General features: G+C 60.9%; 16 protein-coding genes. 9 read left to right on the top strand and 7 right to left on the bottom strand.

The features are described 5' to 3' along the window. Window positions 1–15: 15 nt before the first annotated feature. Window positions 16–597, bottom strand: a complete 582-nt coding sequence (gene rpoE, locus A7D21_RS25140; protein ID WP_003172477.1) for an RNA polymerase sigma factor RpoE — start codon at window positions 595–597, stop codon at window positions 16–18. 464 nt (window positions 598–1,061) lie between these two features. Between rpoE and nadB the strand changes: the two genes are divergently transcribed. After that, a complete protein-coding gene (nadB, locus tag A7D21_RS25135) occupies window positions 1,062–2,678 on the top strand; it encodes an L-aspartate oxidase (RefSeq protein ID WP_053254895.1) in 1,617 nt (538 codons plus the stop codon). Here nadB and A7D21_RS25130 read toward each other — a convergent pair. Continuing rightward, on the bottom strand, window positions 2,647–3,093 hold the full coding sequence (locus tag A7D21_RS25130) for a protein YgfX (RefSeq protein ID WP_053254894.1): 447 nt from the start codon (window positions 3,091–3,093) through the stop codon (window positions 2,647–2,649). The genes nadB and A7D21_RS25130 overlap by 32 nt on opposite strands. Further along, complete coding sequence (locus tag A7D21_RS25125; protein WP_069552936.1) at window positions 3,077–3,331, bottom strand: succinate dehydrogenase assembly factor 2; 255 nt, start codon at window positions 3,329–3,331, stop codon at window positions 3,077–3,079. Before A7D21_RS25125 ends, A7D21_RS25130 begins: the two co-directional genes overlap by 17 nt. 140 nt (window positions 3,332–3,471) lie before the next feature. Here A7D21_RS25125 and A7D21_RS25120 point away from each other — a divergent pair, with 140 nt between their 5' ends. Together A7D21_RS25120 and A7D21_RS25115 are read left to right on the top strand one after the other, a co-directional pair. After that, window positions 3,472–4,413: a folate-binding protein YgfZ gene (locus tag A7D21_RS25120; RefSeq protein ID WP_053254892.1), complete on the top strand. Its 942-nt coding sequence runs from the start codon at window positions 3,472–3,474 to the stop codon at window positions 4,411–4,413. 36 nt (window positions 4,414–4,449) lie between these two features. Beyond that, window positions 4,450–5,271: an HDOD domain-containing protein gene (locus A7D21_RS25115; RefSeq protein ID WP_053254891.1), complete on the top strand. Its 822-nt coding sequence runs from the start codon at window positions 4,450–4,452 to the stop codon at window positions 5,269–5,271. On the opposite strand, the gene A7D21_RS25110 is transcribed toward A7D21_RS25115, so the two are convergent. Both A7D21_RS25110 and A7D21_RS25105 read right to left on the bottom strand, forming a co-directional pair. Then, window positions 5,272–6,657, bottom strand: a complete 1,386-nt coding sequence (locus A7D21_RS25110; protein ID WP_053254890.1) for a sensor histidine kinase — start codon at window positions 6,655–6,657, stop codon at window positions 5,272–5,274. Beyond that, on the bottom strand, window positions 6,650–7,321 hold the full coding sequence (locus A7D21_RS25105) for a response regulator (protein WP_053254889.1): 672 nt from the start codon (window positions 7,319–7,321) through the stop codon (window positions 6,650–6,652). The genes A7D21_RS25110 and A7D21_RS25105 overlap by 8 nt, the downstream gene beginning before the upstream one ends. A 235-nt stretch (window positions 7,322–7,556) precedes the next feature. Here A7D21_RS25105 and A7D21_RS25100 point away from each other — a divergent pair, with 235 nt between their 5' ends. From A7D21_RS25100 to A7D21_RS25080, 5 genes are read left to right on the top strand one after another with little or no spacing between them, the layout of a single operon-like run. Further along, window positions 7,557–8,846, top strand: coding sequence for an OprD family porin (locus A7D21_RS25100; protein ID WP_069552935.1), 1,290 nt, complete (start codon window positions 7,557–7,559; stop codon window positions 8,844–8,846). 34 nt (window positions 8,847–8,880) lie between these two features. Continuing rightward, window positions 8,881–9,864: a tripartite tricarboxylate transporter substrate binding protein gene (locus A7D21_RS25095; protein ID WP_069552934.1), complete on the top strand. Its 984-nt coding sequence runs from the start codon at window positions 8,881–8,883 to the stop codon at window positions 9,862–9,864. Window positions 9,865–9,924: 60 nt separating this feature from the next. Then, window positions 9,925–10,383: a tripartite tricarboxylate transporter TctB family protein gene (locus tag A7D21_RS25090; RefSeq protein WP_053254886.1), complete on the top strand. Its 459-nt coding sequence runs from the start codon at window positions 9,925–9,927 to the stop codon at window positions 10,381–10,383. Window position 10,384: 1 nt separating this feature from the next. Beyond that, the gene (locus A7D21_RS25085; RefSeq protein WP_053254885.1) at window positions 10,385–11,899 is read left to right on the top strand and encodes a tripartite tricarboxylate transporter permease; all 1,515 of its coding nucleotides are present in this window, start codon (window positions 10,385–10,387) and stop codon (window positions 11,897–11,899) included. Continuing rightward, window positions 11,892–12,929, top strand: coding sequence for an AbrB family transcriptional regulator (locus tag A7D21_RS25080; RefSeq protein WP_069552958.1), 1,038 nt, complete (start codon window positions 11,892–11,894; stop codon window positions 12,927–12,929). The genes A7D21_RS25085 and A7D21_RS25080 overlap by 8 nt, the downstream gene beginning before the upstream one ends. 64 nt (window positions 12,930–12,993) lie before the next feature. Here the strand turns inward: A7D21_RS25080 and ung are convergent, their stop codons facing one another. After that, window positions 12,994–13,686 carry a uracil-DNA glycosylase gene (ung, locus tag A7D21_RS25075; RefSeq protein ID WP_069552933.1) on the bottom strand — a complete coding sequence of 231 codons (693 nt, stop codon included), beginning with the start codon at window positions 13,684–13,686 and terminating at the stop codon, window positions 12,994–12,996. A 135-nt stretch (window positions 13,687–13,821) separates the two neighbouring features. On the opposite strand from ung, the gene A7D21_RS25070 reads away from it, so the two are divergent. Next, window positions 13,822–14,934, top strand: coding sequence for an enoyl-CoA hydratase/isomerase family protein (locus tag A7D21_RS25070; protein WP_053254882.1), 1,113 nt, complete (start codon window positions 13,822–13,824; stop codon window positions 14,932–14,934). A gap of 7 nt (window positions 14,935–14,941) precedes the next feature. Here A7D21_RS25070 and A7D21_RS25065 read toward each other — a convergent pair whose 3' ends face one another. Next, window positions 14,942–15,373 (bottom strand): DUF3757 domain-containing protein, encoded by a 432-nt coding sequence (locus tag A7D21_RS25065; RefSeq protein WP_053254881.1) that lies wholly within the window; start codon window positions 15,371–15,373, stop codon window positions 14,942–14,944. Window positions 15,374–15,503: the final 130 nt, after the last annotated feature.

The following is a 15,503-nucleotide window of genomic DNA, read 5'->3' as shown; positions in this document are numbered from 1 at the left end:
CTGTCGCCGCTGTCTTTAGTTTTCCTGCAACAACGGTTGCAAGGCTTTGTCGATGGCTTCCCGGGCCCGGAAAATCCGTGACCTTACAGTCCCCACCGGACACTGCATGACGCTCGCAATGTCTTCGTAACTGAGACCATCGAATTCACGTAAAGTTAACGCCGTACGCAAATCTTCTGGCAGTTGCTGAATTGTGCGATGAACGGTTCCTTCGATCTCGTCGCGCAGCAATGCACGCTCCGGCGACTCGAGATCTTTGAGGCCGTGATCACCATCGTAAAATTCTGCATCTTCTGAACTTACATCGCTATCCGGTGGGCGGCGGCCGCGAGACACCAGATAGTTCTTCGCCGTGTTGATGGCGATACGGTATAGCCACGTGTAAAACGCACTATCACCGCGGAAATTGCCAAGTGCACGGTACGCCTTGATAAAGGCTTCCTGTGCAACGTCCTGCGCTTCATGGGTGTCGTGCACAAACCGCACGATCAACCCGAGAATTTTGTGCTGGTATTTCAGCACTAGCAGATCAAATGCGCGCTTGTCGCCGCGTTGAACGCGCTCGACCAGCTGCTGATCCTCTTCCTGGGTTAGCATGAACACTCCTCGTTGTACTTGAAGGAGGCTTGCATAACTAAACGATCAGGCTTGCAAACATAGACTAGGACTTTTCGCAAAAGTTCTCCCCCTCCAAGCAAGTTTCCGGCATGCACTGATTTGGCACACACGAAAAACGCAGCGCGGGCTAGGCCGGCTGCGCGAATAATCTTGTCGCCGGTCTTCTGACGCGTCCAATGCTCCCGACGGGCCAATAAACTCAACGTTTTCCCAGCTTTCGGGCAACCTGCTATTGAGTCGGGGCTTATGCAAAAAGTTCCCACCTCAATAACCAGTCAGTCAGCCCCTCGCCGTGCACCGTAATTTCACATTGCCACGAATGCCCGGCTATTGTGCCGCTCCCCCCCTCTATATACTAGTGGCCCGTGTGACCCTTTGATTCGCCGATCCAGGCGTCCTGTTTGCGCCACCCCCTGTGGATCGCTTTTTGCGGAATCCTTCAAATGAGCCAACAGTTTCAACACGATGTTCTGGTGATTGGCAGCGGCGCGGCCGGCTTGAGCCTGGCACTGACCCTGCCCAGCCACCTGCGCATTGCCGTTCTGAGCAAGGGCGATCTGGCCAACGGCTCGACATTCTGGGCCCAAGGCGGTGTCGCGGCGGTACTGGACGACACCGACACGGTGCAATCCCACGTCGAAGACACCCTCAACGCCGGCGGCGGCCTGTGCAACGAAGACGCCGTGCGCTTCACCGTCGAGCACAGCCGTGAAGCCATCCAATGGCTGATCGACCAGGGGGTGCCGTTCACCCGTGATGAACACGCGGGCAGTGACGACGGTGGTTTCGAGTTTCACCTGACCCGTGAAGGCGGCCACAGCCACCGCCGCATCATCCACGCCGCCGATGCCACCGGCGCGGCAATCTTCAAGACCCTGCTCGACCAGGCCCGCCAACGCCCCAACATCGAATTGCTGGAGCAACGCGTCGCCGTTGACCTGATCACCGAAAAACGCCTGGGCCTGGACGGCGAACGCTGCCTCGGGGCCTATGTGCTCAATCGCGCCAGCGGCGAAGTCGACACCTATGGCGCACGCTTCACCATTCTCGCCTCGGGCGGCGCGGCCAAGGTCTACCTCTACACCAGTAACCCCGATGGCGCCTGCGGTGATGGCATCGCCATGGCCTGGCGTTCGGGCTGCCGGGTGGCCAATCTGGAATTCAATCAGTTCCACCCCACCTGCCTGTATCACCCGCAAGCCAAGAGTTTCCTGATCACCGAAGCCCTGCGCGGTGAAGGCGCGCACCTGAAACTGCCGAATGGCGAGCGTTTCATGCAGCGCTTTGACCCCCGCGCCGAACTGGCACCACGGGATATCGTCGCCCGCGCCATCGACCACGAGATGAAGCGCCTGGGCATCGACTGCGTCTACCTCGACATCAGCCACAAGCCCGAAGCCTTCATCAAGACGCACTTCCCCACCGTCTACGAGCGCTGCCTGGCGTTCAACATCGATATCACCAAAGGCCCGATCCCCGTGGTCCCGGCCGCGCACTACACCTGCGGCGGCGTGATGGTCGACCAGCATGGCCGCACCGACGTGCCCGGCCTGTATGCGATTGGCGAAACCAGTTTTACCGGCCTGCACGGCGCCAACCGCATGGCGAGCAACTCACTGCTCGAATGTTTTGTCTACGCCCGCTCTGCGGCAGCCGACATCCTCGAGCAACTGCCACGCATCCCCGTGCCCGCCGCCTTGCCGCGCTGGGACGCCAGCCAGGTGACCGACTCGGACGAAGACGTGATCATCGCCCACAACTGGGACGAACTGCGTCGCTTCATGTGGGACTACGTCGGCATTGTGCGCACCAACAAGCGTCTGCAACGCGCTCAACACCGCGTGCGGTTGCTGCTGGATGAGATTGACGAGTTCTACAGCAACTATAAGGTCAGCCGCGATTTGATCGAGTTGCGCAACCTGGCCCAGGTTGCCGAGTTGATGATCCGCTCAGCCATGGAGCGCAAGGAAAGTCGCGGCCTGCATTACACCCTCGACTATCCGCAGATGTTGCCTGAGGCGCGCGACACTATTCTGGTGCCAACCACCTACGGCGGCTGAACTTCAAGCGCACCCGCAGGCGCCGATGCACATCGGCGGCCTGCGAGTCCATCGGCACACAGATCGAGCGCACCCGCCATTCGCCCTGCACCCGATAGCGCAGTACCACGATCAGCGGCAATGCCAGGCTATCGGGACGTAGCTGAACACTGTGCCAGCCTCGCTCATGGCTGAACAACTGCCAGCCGTCTTCATCACGGCGCAGGCCACGAATCGACGAACGGTGGGTCAGCAGGATATGACGCGGTAAGACCCACGCAGCGTGAGCCAGGCACACCAAGATGCCAACGCTGGAGAAAGGTAAATCAACAACCAGCAAAGCGCCCAGCGCAAACAACTGGGCGAGCAGGTACGCCGCCAGCAAGAGCCGAGAGGCTTGCCAGCGGCATTCGAAACGATTACTTGGGCTGGACACGGTCCAGAATCATCCGAACCATGCGCTGCAGCTCTGGGTCTTCAGATTCGGCGCGCTCCATGAACCAGCCGAACATGTCCTGGTCTTCGCAAGTCAGCAGCCTGACGTAGAGGTCGCGATCCACCTTATTGAGCGTCGCGTACACCTCTTTGGTGAAAGGCACCAGCAACACGTCCAACTCCAGCATGCCGCGACGGCTGTGCCAGTAGAGGCGATTGATTTCTACTTCTTCGACCATGGAGCGCTCCTCAAATAGGGCGCAAGTATACAGCCCAGACGGCAGTGGAACAGTCGGCTTTGGTCGCCCCATACGGAAACTATCCATTTACCGAACGCCCCTCTATGATGCACGCATGACTTTTTGACCTGCGATGACCCATGGCCGACTCTGCTTTTTTCTGCGCCCTGCACCACGAAGGCGTTCTCGCCGTCCGCGGCTCCGACGCTGCCAAGTTCCTGCAAGGGCAACTGACCTGCAACCTCAACTACCTGAGCGACACCCAGGCCAGCCTGGGCGCGCGCTGCACGCAAAAAGGCCGCATGCAGTCGAGTTTTCGCATCCTGCTGCAAGGTGATGGCGTGCTCATGGCCATGGCCACCGAACTGCTCGAACCGCAACTGGCCGATCTGAAAAAATACGCGGTGTTCTCCAAATCCAAGCTCACCGACGAAAGCCCTGCCTGGGTCCGTTTCGGCCTATCGAATGCAGACCCGGCCCTGGTGACTCTTGGCCTTGAGCTGCCGGCCGAGACCGACAGCGTCGCGCGCACAGATACATTGATCGCCATTCGCGTCTCTCCCACCCGCGCTGAGCTTTGGGTGCCGGCCGAGCAAGCGGAAACCGTACGCAATCAATTGGCTAGTCAACTGCAACACGCTGACTTGAATGAATGGCTGCTGGGCCAGATCCGCGCCGGTATTGGCCAGGTCATGCCGCAGACCCGCGAACTGTTCATCCCGCAGATGCTCAACCTGCAGGCCGTCGGCGGCGTCAGCTTCAAGAAAGGCTGCTACACCGGTCAGGAAATCGTTGCGCGCATGCAGTATCTGGGCAAGCTCAAGCGTCGCCTGTACCGCCTGAGCCTCGATGCGGCTGAACTGCCCGAGCCAGGCACTGCGTTGTTCTCGCCCAACCACAACAGCGCGATCGGTGAAGTCGTGATCGCGGCAAAAGCTGATCAATCGATTGAACTTCTGGCCGTGCTGCAAGCCGAAGCAGCCGAGAGCGGCGATGTGCACTTAGGCACTCTGGAAGGACCCGGCTTGCACGTGCTCGATGTGCCTTACCAACTGGATCGCGATAAAGAGATCCAGCGTTAATCGCCGTACCTTTTTGCAACACCCTAGAGAGCATGAATGAACAAGCTGGCGGAAAAAGTCCAACAGGCTTTGGTGAAGGCCATCGACAACGATGACCTGGTTCTGCCGACATTACCGGAAGTGGCCCTGAAAATTCGTCAGGCCGCCGAAGACCCGGAGATCAGCATCAGCCACTTGAGCAAAGTGATCGGTCGCGATACCGCCCTGTCGGCGCGCCTGATCAAAGTGGTCAATAGCCCGCTGCTGCGCGCGACCCAGGAAGTGACCGACCTGCACACCGCCATCACCCGGCTGGGCACCAACTACAGCAGCAACCTGGCCATCGGCCTGGTGATGGAACAAATCTTCCATGCCCGCTCCGAAGTCGTCGAACTTAAAATGCGCGAAGTGTGGCGCCGCAGCCTGGAAGTGGCGGGTGTGAGTTACGTGTTGTGCCGCAGCCACAGCCATCTCAAGCCCGACCAGGCGGCCCTCGGCGGGCTGGTGCATCAGATTGGCGTGCTGCCGATTCTCACGTACGCCGAAGACCACTACGAACTGCTCGCCGACCCCGTCAGCCTCAACCATGTCATCGAGAGCATCCACCCGTTGCTTGGGGACAAGCTGCTCGGTGGCTGGGACTTCCCGGAGATGCTGGCGAAGCTGCCCGGGCAATACCTGGACCTGGAGCGCGACTCCGCGAGCCTGGACTACATCGACCTGGTGCAGGTCGCCGTGCTGTATTGCCACCGAGGCACCGACCATCCGCTGGCGAATGTGTCCGTTTCCGGCCTGCCGGCGATCCAGAAGCTGCGCCTCGACCCGTACAGCGAGGCCCTGCGTGCCGAGCTGGATGAAGCGCGCTCGATGTTTTACTGATCAACCCGCGATAAAACTCACCCGCACCTTCAACCCCGCCAACTCACCGTCATGCAGGCTGATCTGCGCCAGGTGCGCGCGGCAGATCTCCCCGACAATCGCCAGCCCCAAGCCTGAGCCCATGCCCTGCTGGCTGCGGCGATAGAAACGCTCAAACACGCGGTCCCGTTCATCCAGCGGAATACCCGGGCCATCATCTTCAACTTCGAGGATGGCCGGCGCGGTTACCCGCAAGATCACATTCCCACCCGGCGGCGTGTGGGCCAGGGCGTTATCCACCAGGTTGCTCAGCAGCTCATTCAGCAAGGTCGGCTCACCGCGCAGCCACACCGGTTCGTCTGCCTCCAATGCCAAGGCAACGCCCCGTGCGTGGGCCAGCGGTGCCATGGCCATGCCCAGTTCCCGTGCCAGTTGGCTGAGGTCGAGCAATTGTGCGCCACCTTCGGCAATTGCCCGGGCGCCGTTTTCGATACGTGCCAGGGATAACAGTTGGTTGGCCAAATGGGTCAAGCGGTCGGTGCCTTGGGCGGCAGTTTCCAAGGTACTGCGCCACGTCGCCGGGTCACTGCTGCGCAGGCCCAGCTCCAGCCGGGCCTTGAGCGCTGCCAGCGGAGTGCGCAGTTCGTGAGCGGCGTCGGCGATAAACTGCGCCTGACGCTCAAACTGGCCGCGCAAACGCTCGGTAAAATGGTTGAGGGAGCGCACCAGCGGGCCGAACTCGTGTTGCACCTCCACCAGCGGCAACGGCCGCAAGTCGTCGGGCTGACGTTCTTCCACTGCCGTACGCAGACGCTCCAACGGCCGCAGCGCCGCACTCACGGCATACCACACCAGCAGCAACGCGCCGACGGCCAGCATGCCCAAACGCAATAACGTATCGGCCATCAGGCTGCGGGCCATGCTTTCGCGCGCCTCATCGGTTTCCGCGACACGAATTTCCGCCATGCCATTCATGTTGGGTTCCGAGACCGCTTTGAGCAGGCTGACCACGCGTACATGCTGGCCCTGGTACATGGCGTTATAGAACCGCGCCAACGCCGGGTAGTCGTCGGTGCGCGGCGTGCCGGGCGGTGGACCCGGGAGGTTTTCGTAGCCCGAAATCAGCTTCTGATTGATGTCATTGACCTGGTAATAAATGCGCCCGGCGCTGTCGTAGGCGAAGGTGTCCAGCGCCACATAAGGCACGTTCGCGCTCAAGGTGCCGTCGACCTGGGTCAAGCCAGCCGCGATGGTCCGCGCCGAGGCCAGCAAGGTGCGGTCATAGGCGGTGTCGGCGGCTTCGCGACCATTCCAGTAGGCACTCATGCCGCTGGCCAGCATCAACACCACCAGCAACAGCGCCAGGTTCCACAGCAGGCGCCAGCGCAGGCTGCTGGGCTTATGCATCGCGGGCTTCCAGCAAATAGCCGAGGCCGCGGAACGTCACAATGGCAATGGGTTGGCCATCGAGCTTCTTGCGCAGGCGGTGCACGTAGATTTCGATGGCGTCGGGGCTGGCTTCTTCATCCAGACCGAAGACCTGGGCGGCCAGTTGCTCTTTGCTCATCACGCGACCCGGCCGGGCGATCAGCGCTTCAAGCACCGCTTGCTCGCGGGAAGTCAATGTCAGCAGCTCGCCACCCACCGTGAAACGCCGGGTATCCAGGTCATAGATCAACACGCCGCACGCCTGCTGACGCTCGCCACCCAATACACTGCGGCGCAACAGCGCCTTGACCCGGGCTTCCAGCTCGGTCAGTTCAAACGGCTTGGCGAGATAATCATCGGCCCCCAGGTTCAGGCCATGCACGCGGTCTTTGACATCACTGCGCGCCGTGAGCATCAGCACCGGCAGATTTTTCCCACGCGCCCGCAGACGCGCCAACACCTCGAAACCGTCCATGCGCGGCAGCCCCACATCGAGGATCACCACCGCGTACTCCTCGCTGCTCAAGGCCAGGTCCGCGGCCACCCCATCGTGCAACACGTCGACGGTCAAACCCGTGCTCTTGAGCGCCTGGGCAACACTTTCGGCAAGTTGCAAATGGTCTTCAACCAAGAGGACACGCATGGTTTTTCACCTCATTCTGGCATGGTCGACGCCACGCTTTGGCGGGCAGTTTACAGGCGCCGCCTGCCCTGTGAAGCCCGAAAACATTGAAAGACAGCTGAAAGGTTAGTGAAAGCTTCGCCCTTTAGCATCCAGTCACGGTGGGTAAAGCCCGCCGAGCTACCTGATCCGTAGCGCCAGAAAAACGCCTTGAAGCGTTTTCGCCAAAATAAGAACAATAACGGAGTGCACAACGATGCTGTCGACACAGCCCCAGGCTTGCCCGCCTGTTCGTTTTTCTCGCCTTACCCAGACCGCCCTTGCCAGCGCCACGGCCCTTGCCGGCTTTTCGCCGCTGAGCCAGGCTGCCTTCTTCGAAGACAGCAGCGCCACCCTTGAAACCCGCAACATGTACTTCAACCGCGACTTCCGCGACGGCACGAGTGCGCAGCAATCCAAACGCGATGAATGGGCCCAGGGTTTCATGCTCAACCTGCAATCGGGCTACACCGACGGCACCGTCGGCTTTGGCGTGGATGCATTGGGCATGCTCGGCGTCAAGCTCGACTCCAGCCCCGACCGCACCGGCTCTGGCCTGCTGCCCACCGACAACGGTCGGGCTGTCGACGAATACTCCAAACTCGGCCTGACCGGCAAAGTGAAAATCTCCGCTACCGAACTCAAAATCGGCGCGCTGATCCCCGAACTGCCGATCCTCAAACCCAATGACGGCCGCATTCTGCCGCAGACCTTCAACGGCGGATTGCTGACCTCGAAAGAATTCAAGAACCTGGTGTTTACCGGTGGCCGCCTGGACAAAGCCAAGGACCGCGACTCCACCGACTACGAAGACATCGCCCTCAACAACAAGAACAGCCGCTTCGTCAGCGGTGCCACCGGCAAGCACTTCAACTTCGGTGGCGTGGACTACAAGTTCGCCGACAAAATCACCGGCAGCTACCACTTCGCCCAACTCGACGACGTCTACCGTCAGCACTTCCTCGGCCTGGTGGCCGCACGCCCATTGGGGCCTGGCACCTTCGGCGCCGACCTGCGCGTGGCCATCAGCGATGACACCGGCAGCGCCCGTGGCGGCAAGATCGACAACACATCCCTCAACGGTCTGTTCAGCTATGCCCTCAACGGCCATAAGCTCAGCGCCGGCTACCAGCACATGTCTGGCGATAGCGCCTTTCCCTACGTGGATGGGAGCGATCCGTACCTTGTCAACTTCGTGCAGATCAACGACTTTGCCGGCGCTGAAGAACGCTCCTGGCAAGCGCGCTACGACTACGATTTCGCCAAGCTGGGGATTCCCGGCCTGAGTTTCATGAGCCGTTACCTGTCGGGTGACAACATCAAGCTCAGGAACGGTGAGACCGGCAAAGAGTGGGAACGCAACAGCGAGATCCGCTACATCGTGCAAAGCGGCACATTCAAGGATGTCGCCCTGCGCCTGCGTAATGCCACGTACCGTTCCAACTATTCGGCCCGTGATGCGGATGAAGTGCGTGTGCTGGTGAGTTATAGCCTCGCACTTTGGTAAGAAGCCTCTAATAACAACAAAGACGGAGATAAAAATGACCTATTCACTGCGTAAATTGGCCCTCGCCGCCGGTTGCATGCTGTTCGCCGGCCAACTGCTGGCCACCGACGAACCGAAACGCCCGGAGTGCATCGCCCCGGCCTCACCCGGCGGTGGTTTTGACCTGACCTGCAAACTGGCGCAAAGCGCGCTGGTCAACGAGAAGTTGCTGAGCAAGCCGATGCGCGTCACCTACATGCCTGGCGGCGTGGGCGCGGTGGCCTATAACGCGGTGGTAGCACAGCGCCCGGCGGACGCGGGCACGCTGGTGGCCTGGTCCAGCGGTTCCCTGTTGAACCTGGCCCAAGGCAAATTCGGCCGCTTCGATGAAAGCGCCGTGCGCTGGTTGGCGGCGGTGGGCACCAGTTACGGGGCCATCGCAGTCAAAAGCGATTCGCCCTACAAGAGCCTCGACGATCTCGTAAAAGCCTTGAAGAAAGATCCAGGCAGCGTGGTGATCGGTTCCGGTGGCACCGTCGGCAGTCAGGACTGGATGCAAACCGCGCTGATCGCCAAAGCCGCCGGGATCAACCCGCGTGAGCTGCGCTATGTGGCCCTCGAAGGCGGCGGTGAAATCGCTACCGCCCTGCTCGGCGGCCATATCCAGGTGGGCAGTACCGACATCTCCGACTCCATGCCGCACATCCTCAGCGGCGACATGCGCCTGCTCGCGGTGTTCGCCGAAGAGCGCCTGGACGAGCCAGAAATGAAGAACATTCCTACCGCCAAAGAGCAAGGCTACGACATCGTCTGGCCGGTCGTCCGCGGCTTCTACCTCGGGCCAAAGGTCAGCGACGCCGACTACGCGTGGTGGAAAGAGGCATTCGACAAGCTGCTGGCCTCCGAGGAATTCGCCAAGCTGCGTGACCAGCGCGAGCTGTTCCCGTTCGCCTTGACCGGCCCGGAGCTGGACACCTACGTGAAGAAACAGGTGGCTGACTACAAAGTGCTGGCCAAAGAGTTCGGCCTGATCCAGTAAACGCCCCTCTTTCGCGCGGCCGCGCCTTCATCAATGGAGGGCGCGGCCCAGGAGTTGCACATGCTCTTACAACGCATTTTCGCCGCGGTGATGCTGCTGGCCTGCGCCGGTCTGGCACTGATGGCCTGGCCGTATCAGGCGGCATTTTCCTACGAGCCGGTCGGGCCTCGCGCCTACCCGCTGCTGATGCTCGGGCTGATGAGCCTGGGCCTGATCTACATGCTGTTTCGCCCACAACCGACCCAACACACCGAGGAAGAACCCGCCCTGGACCGCGACACGCTGGTCAAGATCGGTATCTGCGTCACCTTGTTGATCGTGTTTGCGGCGACCTTCGAGTCCCTGGGTTTCATCCTCAGCAGCATGCTGATCGGCATCCCGATGGCGCGCCTGTATGGCGGCCGTTGGATGCCCAGCCTGGTGATCGTCAGCCTGATGGCCATCGGCCTTTACCTGCTGTTCGATAAAGCCATGGATGTACCGCTGCCCCTCGGCCTGCTCGAAGTTCTGGAGAACTGATATGGATACGTTCAGCTATTTGGGCCAGGGCTTCGGCGTTGCACTGACCCCTTACAACCTGGTGACCGCGCTGTGCGGCACCTTGATCGGCACCGTGGTCGGCCTGCTGCCGGGCCTGGGCCCGATCAACGGCGTGGCCTTGTTGATCCCCATCGCGTTCGCCCTGGGCCTGCCGCCGGAATCGGCGTTGATCCTGCTGGCAGCGGTGTACCTGGGCTGCGAGTACGGCGGGCGTATCAGCTCGATCCTGTTGAACATTCCTGGCGAAGCCTCCACCGTGATGACCACCCTCGACGGCTACCCGATGGCCCGCAAAGGCCTGGCCGGTGTCGCACTGTCGTTGTCGGCATGGAGTTCATTCATCGGCGCGTTCATCGCCACCTGCGGCATGGTGCTGTTTGCCCCATTGCTGGCCAAATGGGCGATTGCCTTCGGCCCGGCGGAATATTTCGTACTGATGGTCTTCGCAATTGTCTGCCTCGGCGGCATGGCCGGTGACAAACCGCTGAAGACCTTTGTTGCGGCGCTGATCGGCCTGTTCCTGTCGGCCGTCGGTATCGACGCCAACAGCGGCGTGTACCGCTTTACCGGCGACAACATCCACCTCACCGACGGCATTCAATTCGTGGTGTTGGTGCTGGGCCTGTTCTCCATCAGCGAGATTCTCTTGCTGCTGGAAAAAACCCACCGTGGCCAGGAGGCGGTGAAAGCCACCGGGCGGATGATGTTCAACCTGAAGGAAGCGTCCTCGGTGTTCGTGGTTAACATCCGCTGCGGCCTGCTGGGTTTCATCATGGGCGTATTGCCAGGTGCCGGTGCAACACTGGCGTCAGCCGTTGCCTACATGACCGAGAAACGCCTGGCGGGTGCCAGCGGCAAATTCGGCCAGGGTGACATGCGCGGCCTCGCCGCTCCGGAAACCGCGATCGGCGCTTCCGCCTGCGGCGCCCTGGTGCCGATGCTGACCCTGGGCGTGCCCGGCTCGGGCACCACGGCAGTGATGATCGGCGCCCTGTCGCTGTACAACATCACCCCCGGTCCACTGCTGTTCCAACAACAGCCGGACATCGTCTGGGGCCTGATCGCTTCGTTGTTTGTCGCCAACATCATGCTGGTGATCCTCAACATCCCGATGATCCGCATCTTCACGCGCATCCTCGCCGTGCCGAACTGGGCACTGGTGCCGGTAATCGCCATCATCACCGCGATCGGTGTGTACGCGGTTCACGCCACCACCTTCGACCTGTTCCTGATGGTCGGCATCGGCATCTTCGGTTACATCCTGCGCAAGCTGGACTTCCCGCTGTCGCCGGTCCTGCTGGGCTTTATCCTCGGTGGCCTGATGGAGCAAAACCTGCGCCGTGCACTGTCGATCTCCAACGGTGCGCTGGACATCCTCTGGTCAAGCCCGATCACGTTCGGGGTGTGGGTGCTGACCGTGCTGATGCTGGCCTTCCCGCTGGTGCGTATCTACCGTAAACGTGCCCTGCAGCGTCGTGCCCTGGCCGATGTCTGAGGTCACCTTTAAACACTGGTGGGCAACACCGCTGGTCGGCCTGGCCGGCGGTTACCTGGCCAGCCTCGTCGGCTGGCCTTTGCCGTATATGGTCGGCTCGTTGCTGGCGATCATTGTGGTGCGCTGCCTGACGCCGTGGCAGTTGGCGGAGATTCCCGGCGGGCGCAAATGCGGCCAGTGGGTGGTCGGCATTGGCATCGGCCTGCACTTCACGCCGGTGGTGATCGAGCAGGTGATGAGCCACTTCGGCCTGATTTTCTTCGGCGCACTGATCACCAGTGCGTCGAGCATCGTCGGCGTGTGGTTGATGCGCCGCAGCGGTGAGGACCGCGCCACCGCGTTTTTCTCCAGCATGCCGGGCGGCTCCGGTGAGATGGTCAACCTCGGCGCACGCAACGGCGCGGTGCTCAGCCGGGTCGCGGCGGGGCAGAGTTTGCGTGTGCTGGTGGTGGTGCTGTGTATGCCGGCGATCTTCAAGTATTTGCTCGAAGGCGGTGCGCCGCAGTTTCATCCGGCGCCCGTGAGCTGGACGTGGCTGGCGCTGCTGTTTCCGCTGGGTGCACTGGTGGCATTGGGGTGGCAGCGTTTGCGCCAACCCAACCCGTGGCTGTTCGGGCCGCTGCTGGTCAGCGCGACTGCCAGTGTTGTCTGGGACTTGCATATCGGCCTGCCCGACGGCGGCAGCCAGATCGGCCAATGGCTGATCGGCAGCGGTTTGGGCTGCCACTTCAACCGTCAGTTCTTTCGTCGAGCACCGTCGTTCATGGCGCGTACGCTGGTAGGTACGGCGTTGACCATGGCGCTGGCGACGTTGGCGGCAGTTGGCTTGAGCGCCATGACGCAACTGGACTTGCGCTCACTGACGCTGGGCATGATGCCGGGCGGCATTGCCGAAATGAGCCTCACCGCCGAGACCCTGCAACTGTCGGTGCCCTTGGTGACGGCGATGCAGGTCATGCGTTTGTTGTTTGTTCTGTTTCTGGCGGAGCCCTTGTTCCGGCACTGGAACCGCCAGCCAGACCACGCTTAAGCCCTGAGACGGCTTAAAATGTGGGAGCGCGCAAGCCCGCTCCCACCGTCGATGGCGATGGCCCTCAACCAGGCGGCAACCGCCACTCGATCGGCGTCTCGCCATTCTGCTCAAGAAACTTGTTGGTCCGGCTGAAATGCCCGCACCCCAGAAACCCGCGATACGCCGAGAGCGGCGACGGATGCACCGACGTCAGCACCAGGTGCTTGGTCGCATCCACCAACTTCTGCTTGCCTTGCGCATGCGCGCCCCATAACAGGAACACCAGGTGTGGCTGGTGCTCACTGACCACTTCGATAATTCGGTCAGTAAAGAACTGCCAGCCTTTACCGGCATGCGCGTTGGCATTGGCACGCTCTACGGTCATGGTGGTGTTGAGCATCAGCACGCCCTGATCCGCCCAGCTTTGCAGGCAACCGTGGTTGGGAATGTCGATGTTCAGGTCGCGCTTGAGCTCTTTGTAAATATTCACCAGGGACGGCGGCGTCGGCACGCCCGGTTGTACCGAAAAACACAGACCATGGGCCTGGCCAGGGCCGTGATACGGGTCTTGGCCGAGGATCACCACCTTGACCTTGTCCAGCGGCGTGGAGTTAAGCGCATTGAAAATCAGCGGGCCCGGCGGGTAAATCTCTTTACCGGCGGCATGCTCCTGGCGCAGGAACTCGCGCAGTTCGGCCATGTAGGGCTTGTCGAACTCATCCCGCAGGGCATGTTTCCAGCTGGGTTCGAGTTTGATGCGGTCGCCTTCGGTCATGGTGTGTTCATCGTGTAAAAAAGAATGGGCGAACCCTAGGAAAGCCGACCCCGCTTGTCAATTGATCTGACACACAACCGGCACTTTCCTTTGAAGCGTTCATACTGAACGTTCACTTTCTCGATTGAGGTCACGATGAACCTGCACTTCGAAGAGCTGACCGGCAGCGACGGTGCCCGCCTCGGCATCGCCAGCCTGGACGCTGAAAAGTCTCTGAATGCGCTGTCCTTGCCCATGATCCTGGCCTTGAGCGATCGCCTGGATGCCTGGGCCAAAGACCCGAACATCGCCTGCGTGCTGCTGCGCGGGAATGGGCCAAAAGCCTTTTGCGCCGGCGGCGAAGTCCGCAGCCTGGCCCAGGCCTGCCGTGAACTGCCCGGCGAAGTGCCCGCCCTGGCCGCGCAGTTTTTCGCCGCCGAATACCGCCTTGACTATCGCCTGCATACCTATCCAAAACCACTGATTTGCTGGGGCCACGGCTATGTATTGGGCGGGGGCATGGGCCTGCTGCAAAGTGCATCGGTGCGTATCGTCACGCCGAGCAGTCGCCTGGCCATGCCCGAGATCAGCATCGGCCTGTACCCGGATGTGGGGGCCAGTTGGTTCCTGTCGCGGCTGCCGGGCAAGCTCGGTTTATTCCTTGGCCTCACCGGTGCGCACATCAATGGTCGTGATGCACTGGACCTGGGCCTGGCCGACCGTTTCCTGCGCGATGACCAGCAAGAAGAGTTGATAGAAGGCCTGCTGCAACTGAACTGGCAGGAACAAACCGCAGTGCAGCTCAACAGCCTGCTCAAGGCGTTGGCCCAGGAGGCCATCAGCCAGCAACCCGAAGCGCAATGGCTACCACGCCGTGCGCAAATCGATGAGTGGCTCGATGTGGGTGATGTGCGCAGTGCGTGGCGAGCCTTGAGCCCGTTGCACGAGCATGCCGACCCGCTCTTCAGCCGCGCCGGCAAGACACTCAGTGAAGGCTGCCCACTGACGGCACATCTGGTGTGGGAACAGATCCAGCGGGCTCGCCACCTGTCTTTGGCCCAAGTGTTCCAGATGGAATACACCCTGAGTCTCAATTGCTGCCGTTACCCGGAGTTCAGCGAAGGCGTGCGCGCGCGTTTGATCGACAAGGACCAGCAGCCCCATTGGCATTGGCCCGATATCAACACCGTCCCGGACGCGGTGGTGCAGGCGCACTTTACCAAGGCGTGGGAAGGCAGGCATCCCCTGGCCGACTTATCAGACTACTGACAGGTGATTACTTCAGCCGCCTGACCGTGAATGAACAATTGTCCGGCTGGCTGTCCTGGCAGATGTAAACGTCCTGATTCAGCGGATCGGTGCTGAGTTGCCAATGCAAAGTGGCCGTGAGTGACATGGTGTCGAGCTTGCCCGGTGTGTCATACCGCAAAGCCATCATCTGGCCGTTGCCCATGCGGTAGACACACTTGTCCAAGTGGCCGTTTTCCCGCTCCTGGCCTTTGCCGGGCGTGAAGAGTGCGCCAATGAAACGATCGGCGAAATCATCGACGTCAACTTTAGGGCTTTGCCACAGTGACTGCCCGCTGGAGGCTTGGAAATAGCCATCCGCGTATTTGACCGATGAGGGATAGGGGCAGCCCTGCTCCGCCTTGAGCGGTGTAAGCCCGGCTACCGTCACAAAGACTGCACACGCTAATTGTTTGATCATAAGGCGCTGGTTCCATTGGCCCACTGTTGCCCTGGATACGCACAACGGCGCTCCGCCAGTGAACCGCATCTGAAACACTGACGATAGCTGTTAAAACTGACAGTACCGATAAAAGGCAGCACAAAAAAAA

Origin of the sequence: Pseudomonas sp. AP19 (assembly GCF_001728855.1) — a bacterium.
Classification (GTDB): domain Bacteria; phylum Pseudomonadota; class Gammaproteobacteria; order Pseudomonadales; family Pseudomonadaceae; genus Aquipseudomonas; species Aquipseudomonas fluorescens.
This window is presented reverse-complemented; position numbering and strand designations above follow the sequence as displayed.

What these genes read in the sequence shown, in the direction of transcription:
- rpoE (WP_003172477.1), bottom strand. Translation starts at nt 597, where the DNA reads ATGCTAACCCAGGAAGAGGATCAGCAGCTGGTCGAGCGCGTTCAACGC.
- nadB (WP_053254895.1), top strand. Translation starts at nt 1,062, where the DNA reads ATGAGCCAACAGTTTCAACACGATGTTCTGGTGATTGGCAGCGGCGCG.
- A7D21_RS25125 (WP_069552936.1), bottom strand. Translation starts at nt 3,331, where the DNA reads ATGGTCGAAGAAGTAGAAATCAATCGCCTCTACTGGCACAGCCGTCGC.
- A7D21_RS25120 (WP_053254892.1), top strand. Translation starts at nt 3,472, where the DNA reads ATGGCCGACTCTGCTTTTTTCTGCGCCCTGCACCACGAAGGCGTTCTC.
- A7D21_RS25115 (WP_053254891.1), top strand. Translation starts at nt 4,450, where the DNA reads ATGAACAAGCTGGCGGAAAAAGTCCAACAGGCTTTGGTGAAGGCCATC.
- A7D21_RS25110 (WP_053254890.1), bottom strand. Translation starts at nt 6,657, where the DNA reads ATGCATAAGCCCAGCAGCCTGCGCTGGCGCCTGCTGTGGAACCTGGCG.
- A7D21_RS25105 (WP_053254889.1), bottom strand. Translation starts at nt 7,321, where the DNA reads ATGCGTGTCCTCTTGGTTGAAGACCATTTGCAACTTGCCGAAAGTGTT.
- A7D21_RS25100 (WP_069552935.1), top strand. Translation starts at nt 7,557, where the DNA reads ATGCTGTCGACACAGCCCCAGGCTTGCCCGCCTGTTCGTTTTTCTCGC.
- A7D21_RS25095 (WP_069552934.1), top strand. Translation starts at nt 8,881, where the DNA reads ATGACCTATTCACTGCGTAAATTGGCCCTCGCCGCCGGTTGCATGCTG.
- A7D21_RS25090 (WP_053254886.1), top strand. Translation starts at nt 9,925, where the DNA reads ATGCTCTTACAACGCATTTTCGCCGCGGTGATGCTGCTGGCCTGCGCC.
- A7D21_RS25085 (WP_053254885.1), top strand. Translation starts at nt 10,385, where the DNA reads ATGGATACGTTCAGCTATTTGGGCCAGGGCTTCGGCGTTGCACTGACC.
- A7D21_RS25080 (WP_069552958.1), top strand. Translation starts at nt 11,892, where the DNA reads ATGTCTGAGGTCACCTTTAAACACTGGTGGGCAACACCGCTGGTCGGC.
- ung (WP_069552933.1), bottom strand. Translation starts at nt 13,686, where the DNA reads ATGACCGAAGGCGACCGCATCAAACTCGAACCCAGCTGGAAACATGCC.
- A7D21_RS25070 (WP_053254882.1), top strand. Translation starts at nt 13,822, where the DNA reads ATGAACCTGCACTTCGAAGAGCTGACCGGCAGCGACGGTGCCCGCCTC.
- A7D21_RS25065 (WP_053254881.1), bottom strand. Translation starts at nt 15,373, where the DNA reads ATGATCAAACAATTAGCGTGTGCAGTCTTTGTGACGGTAGCCGGGCTT.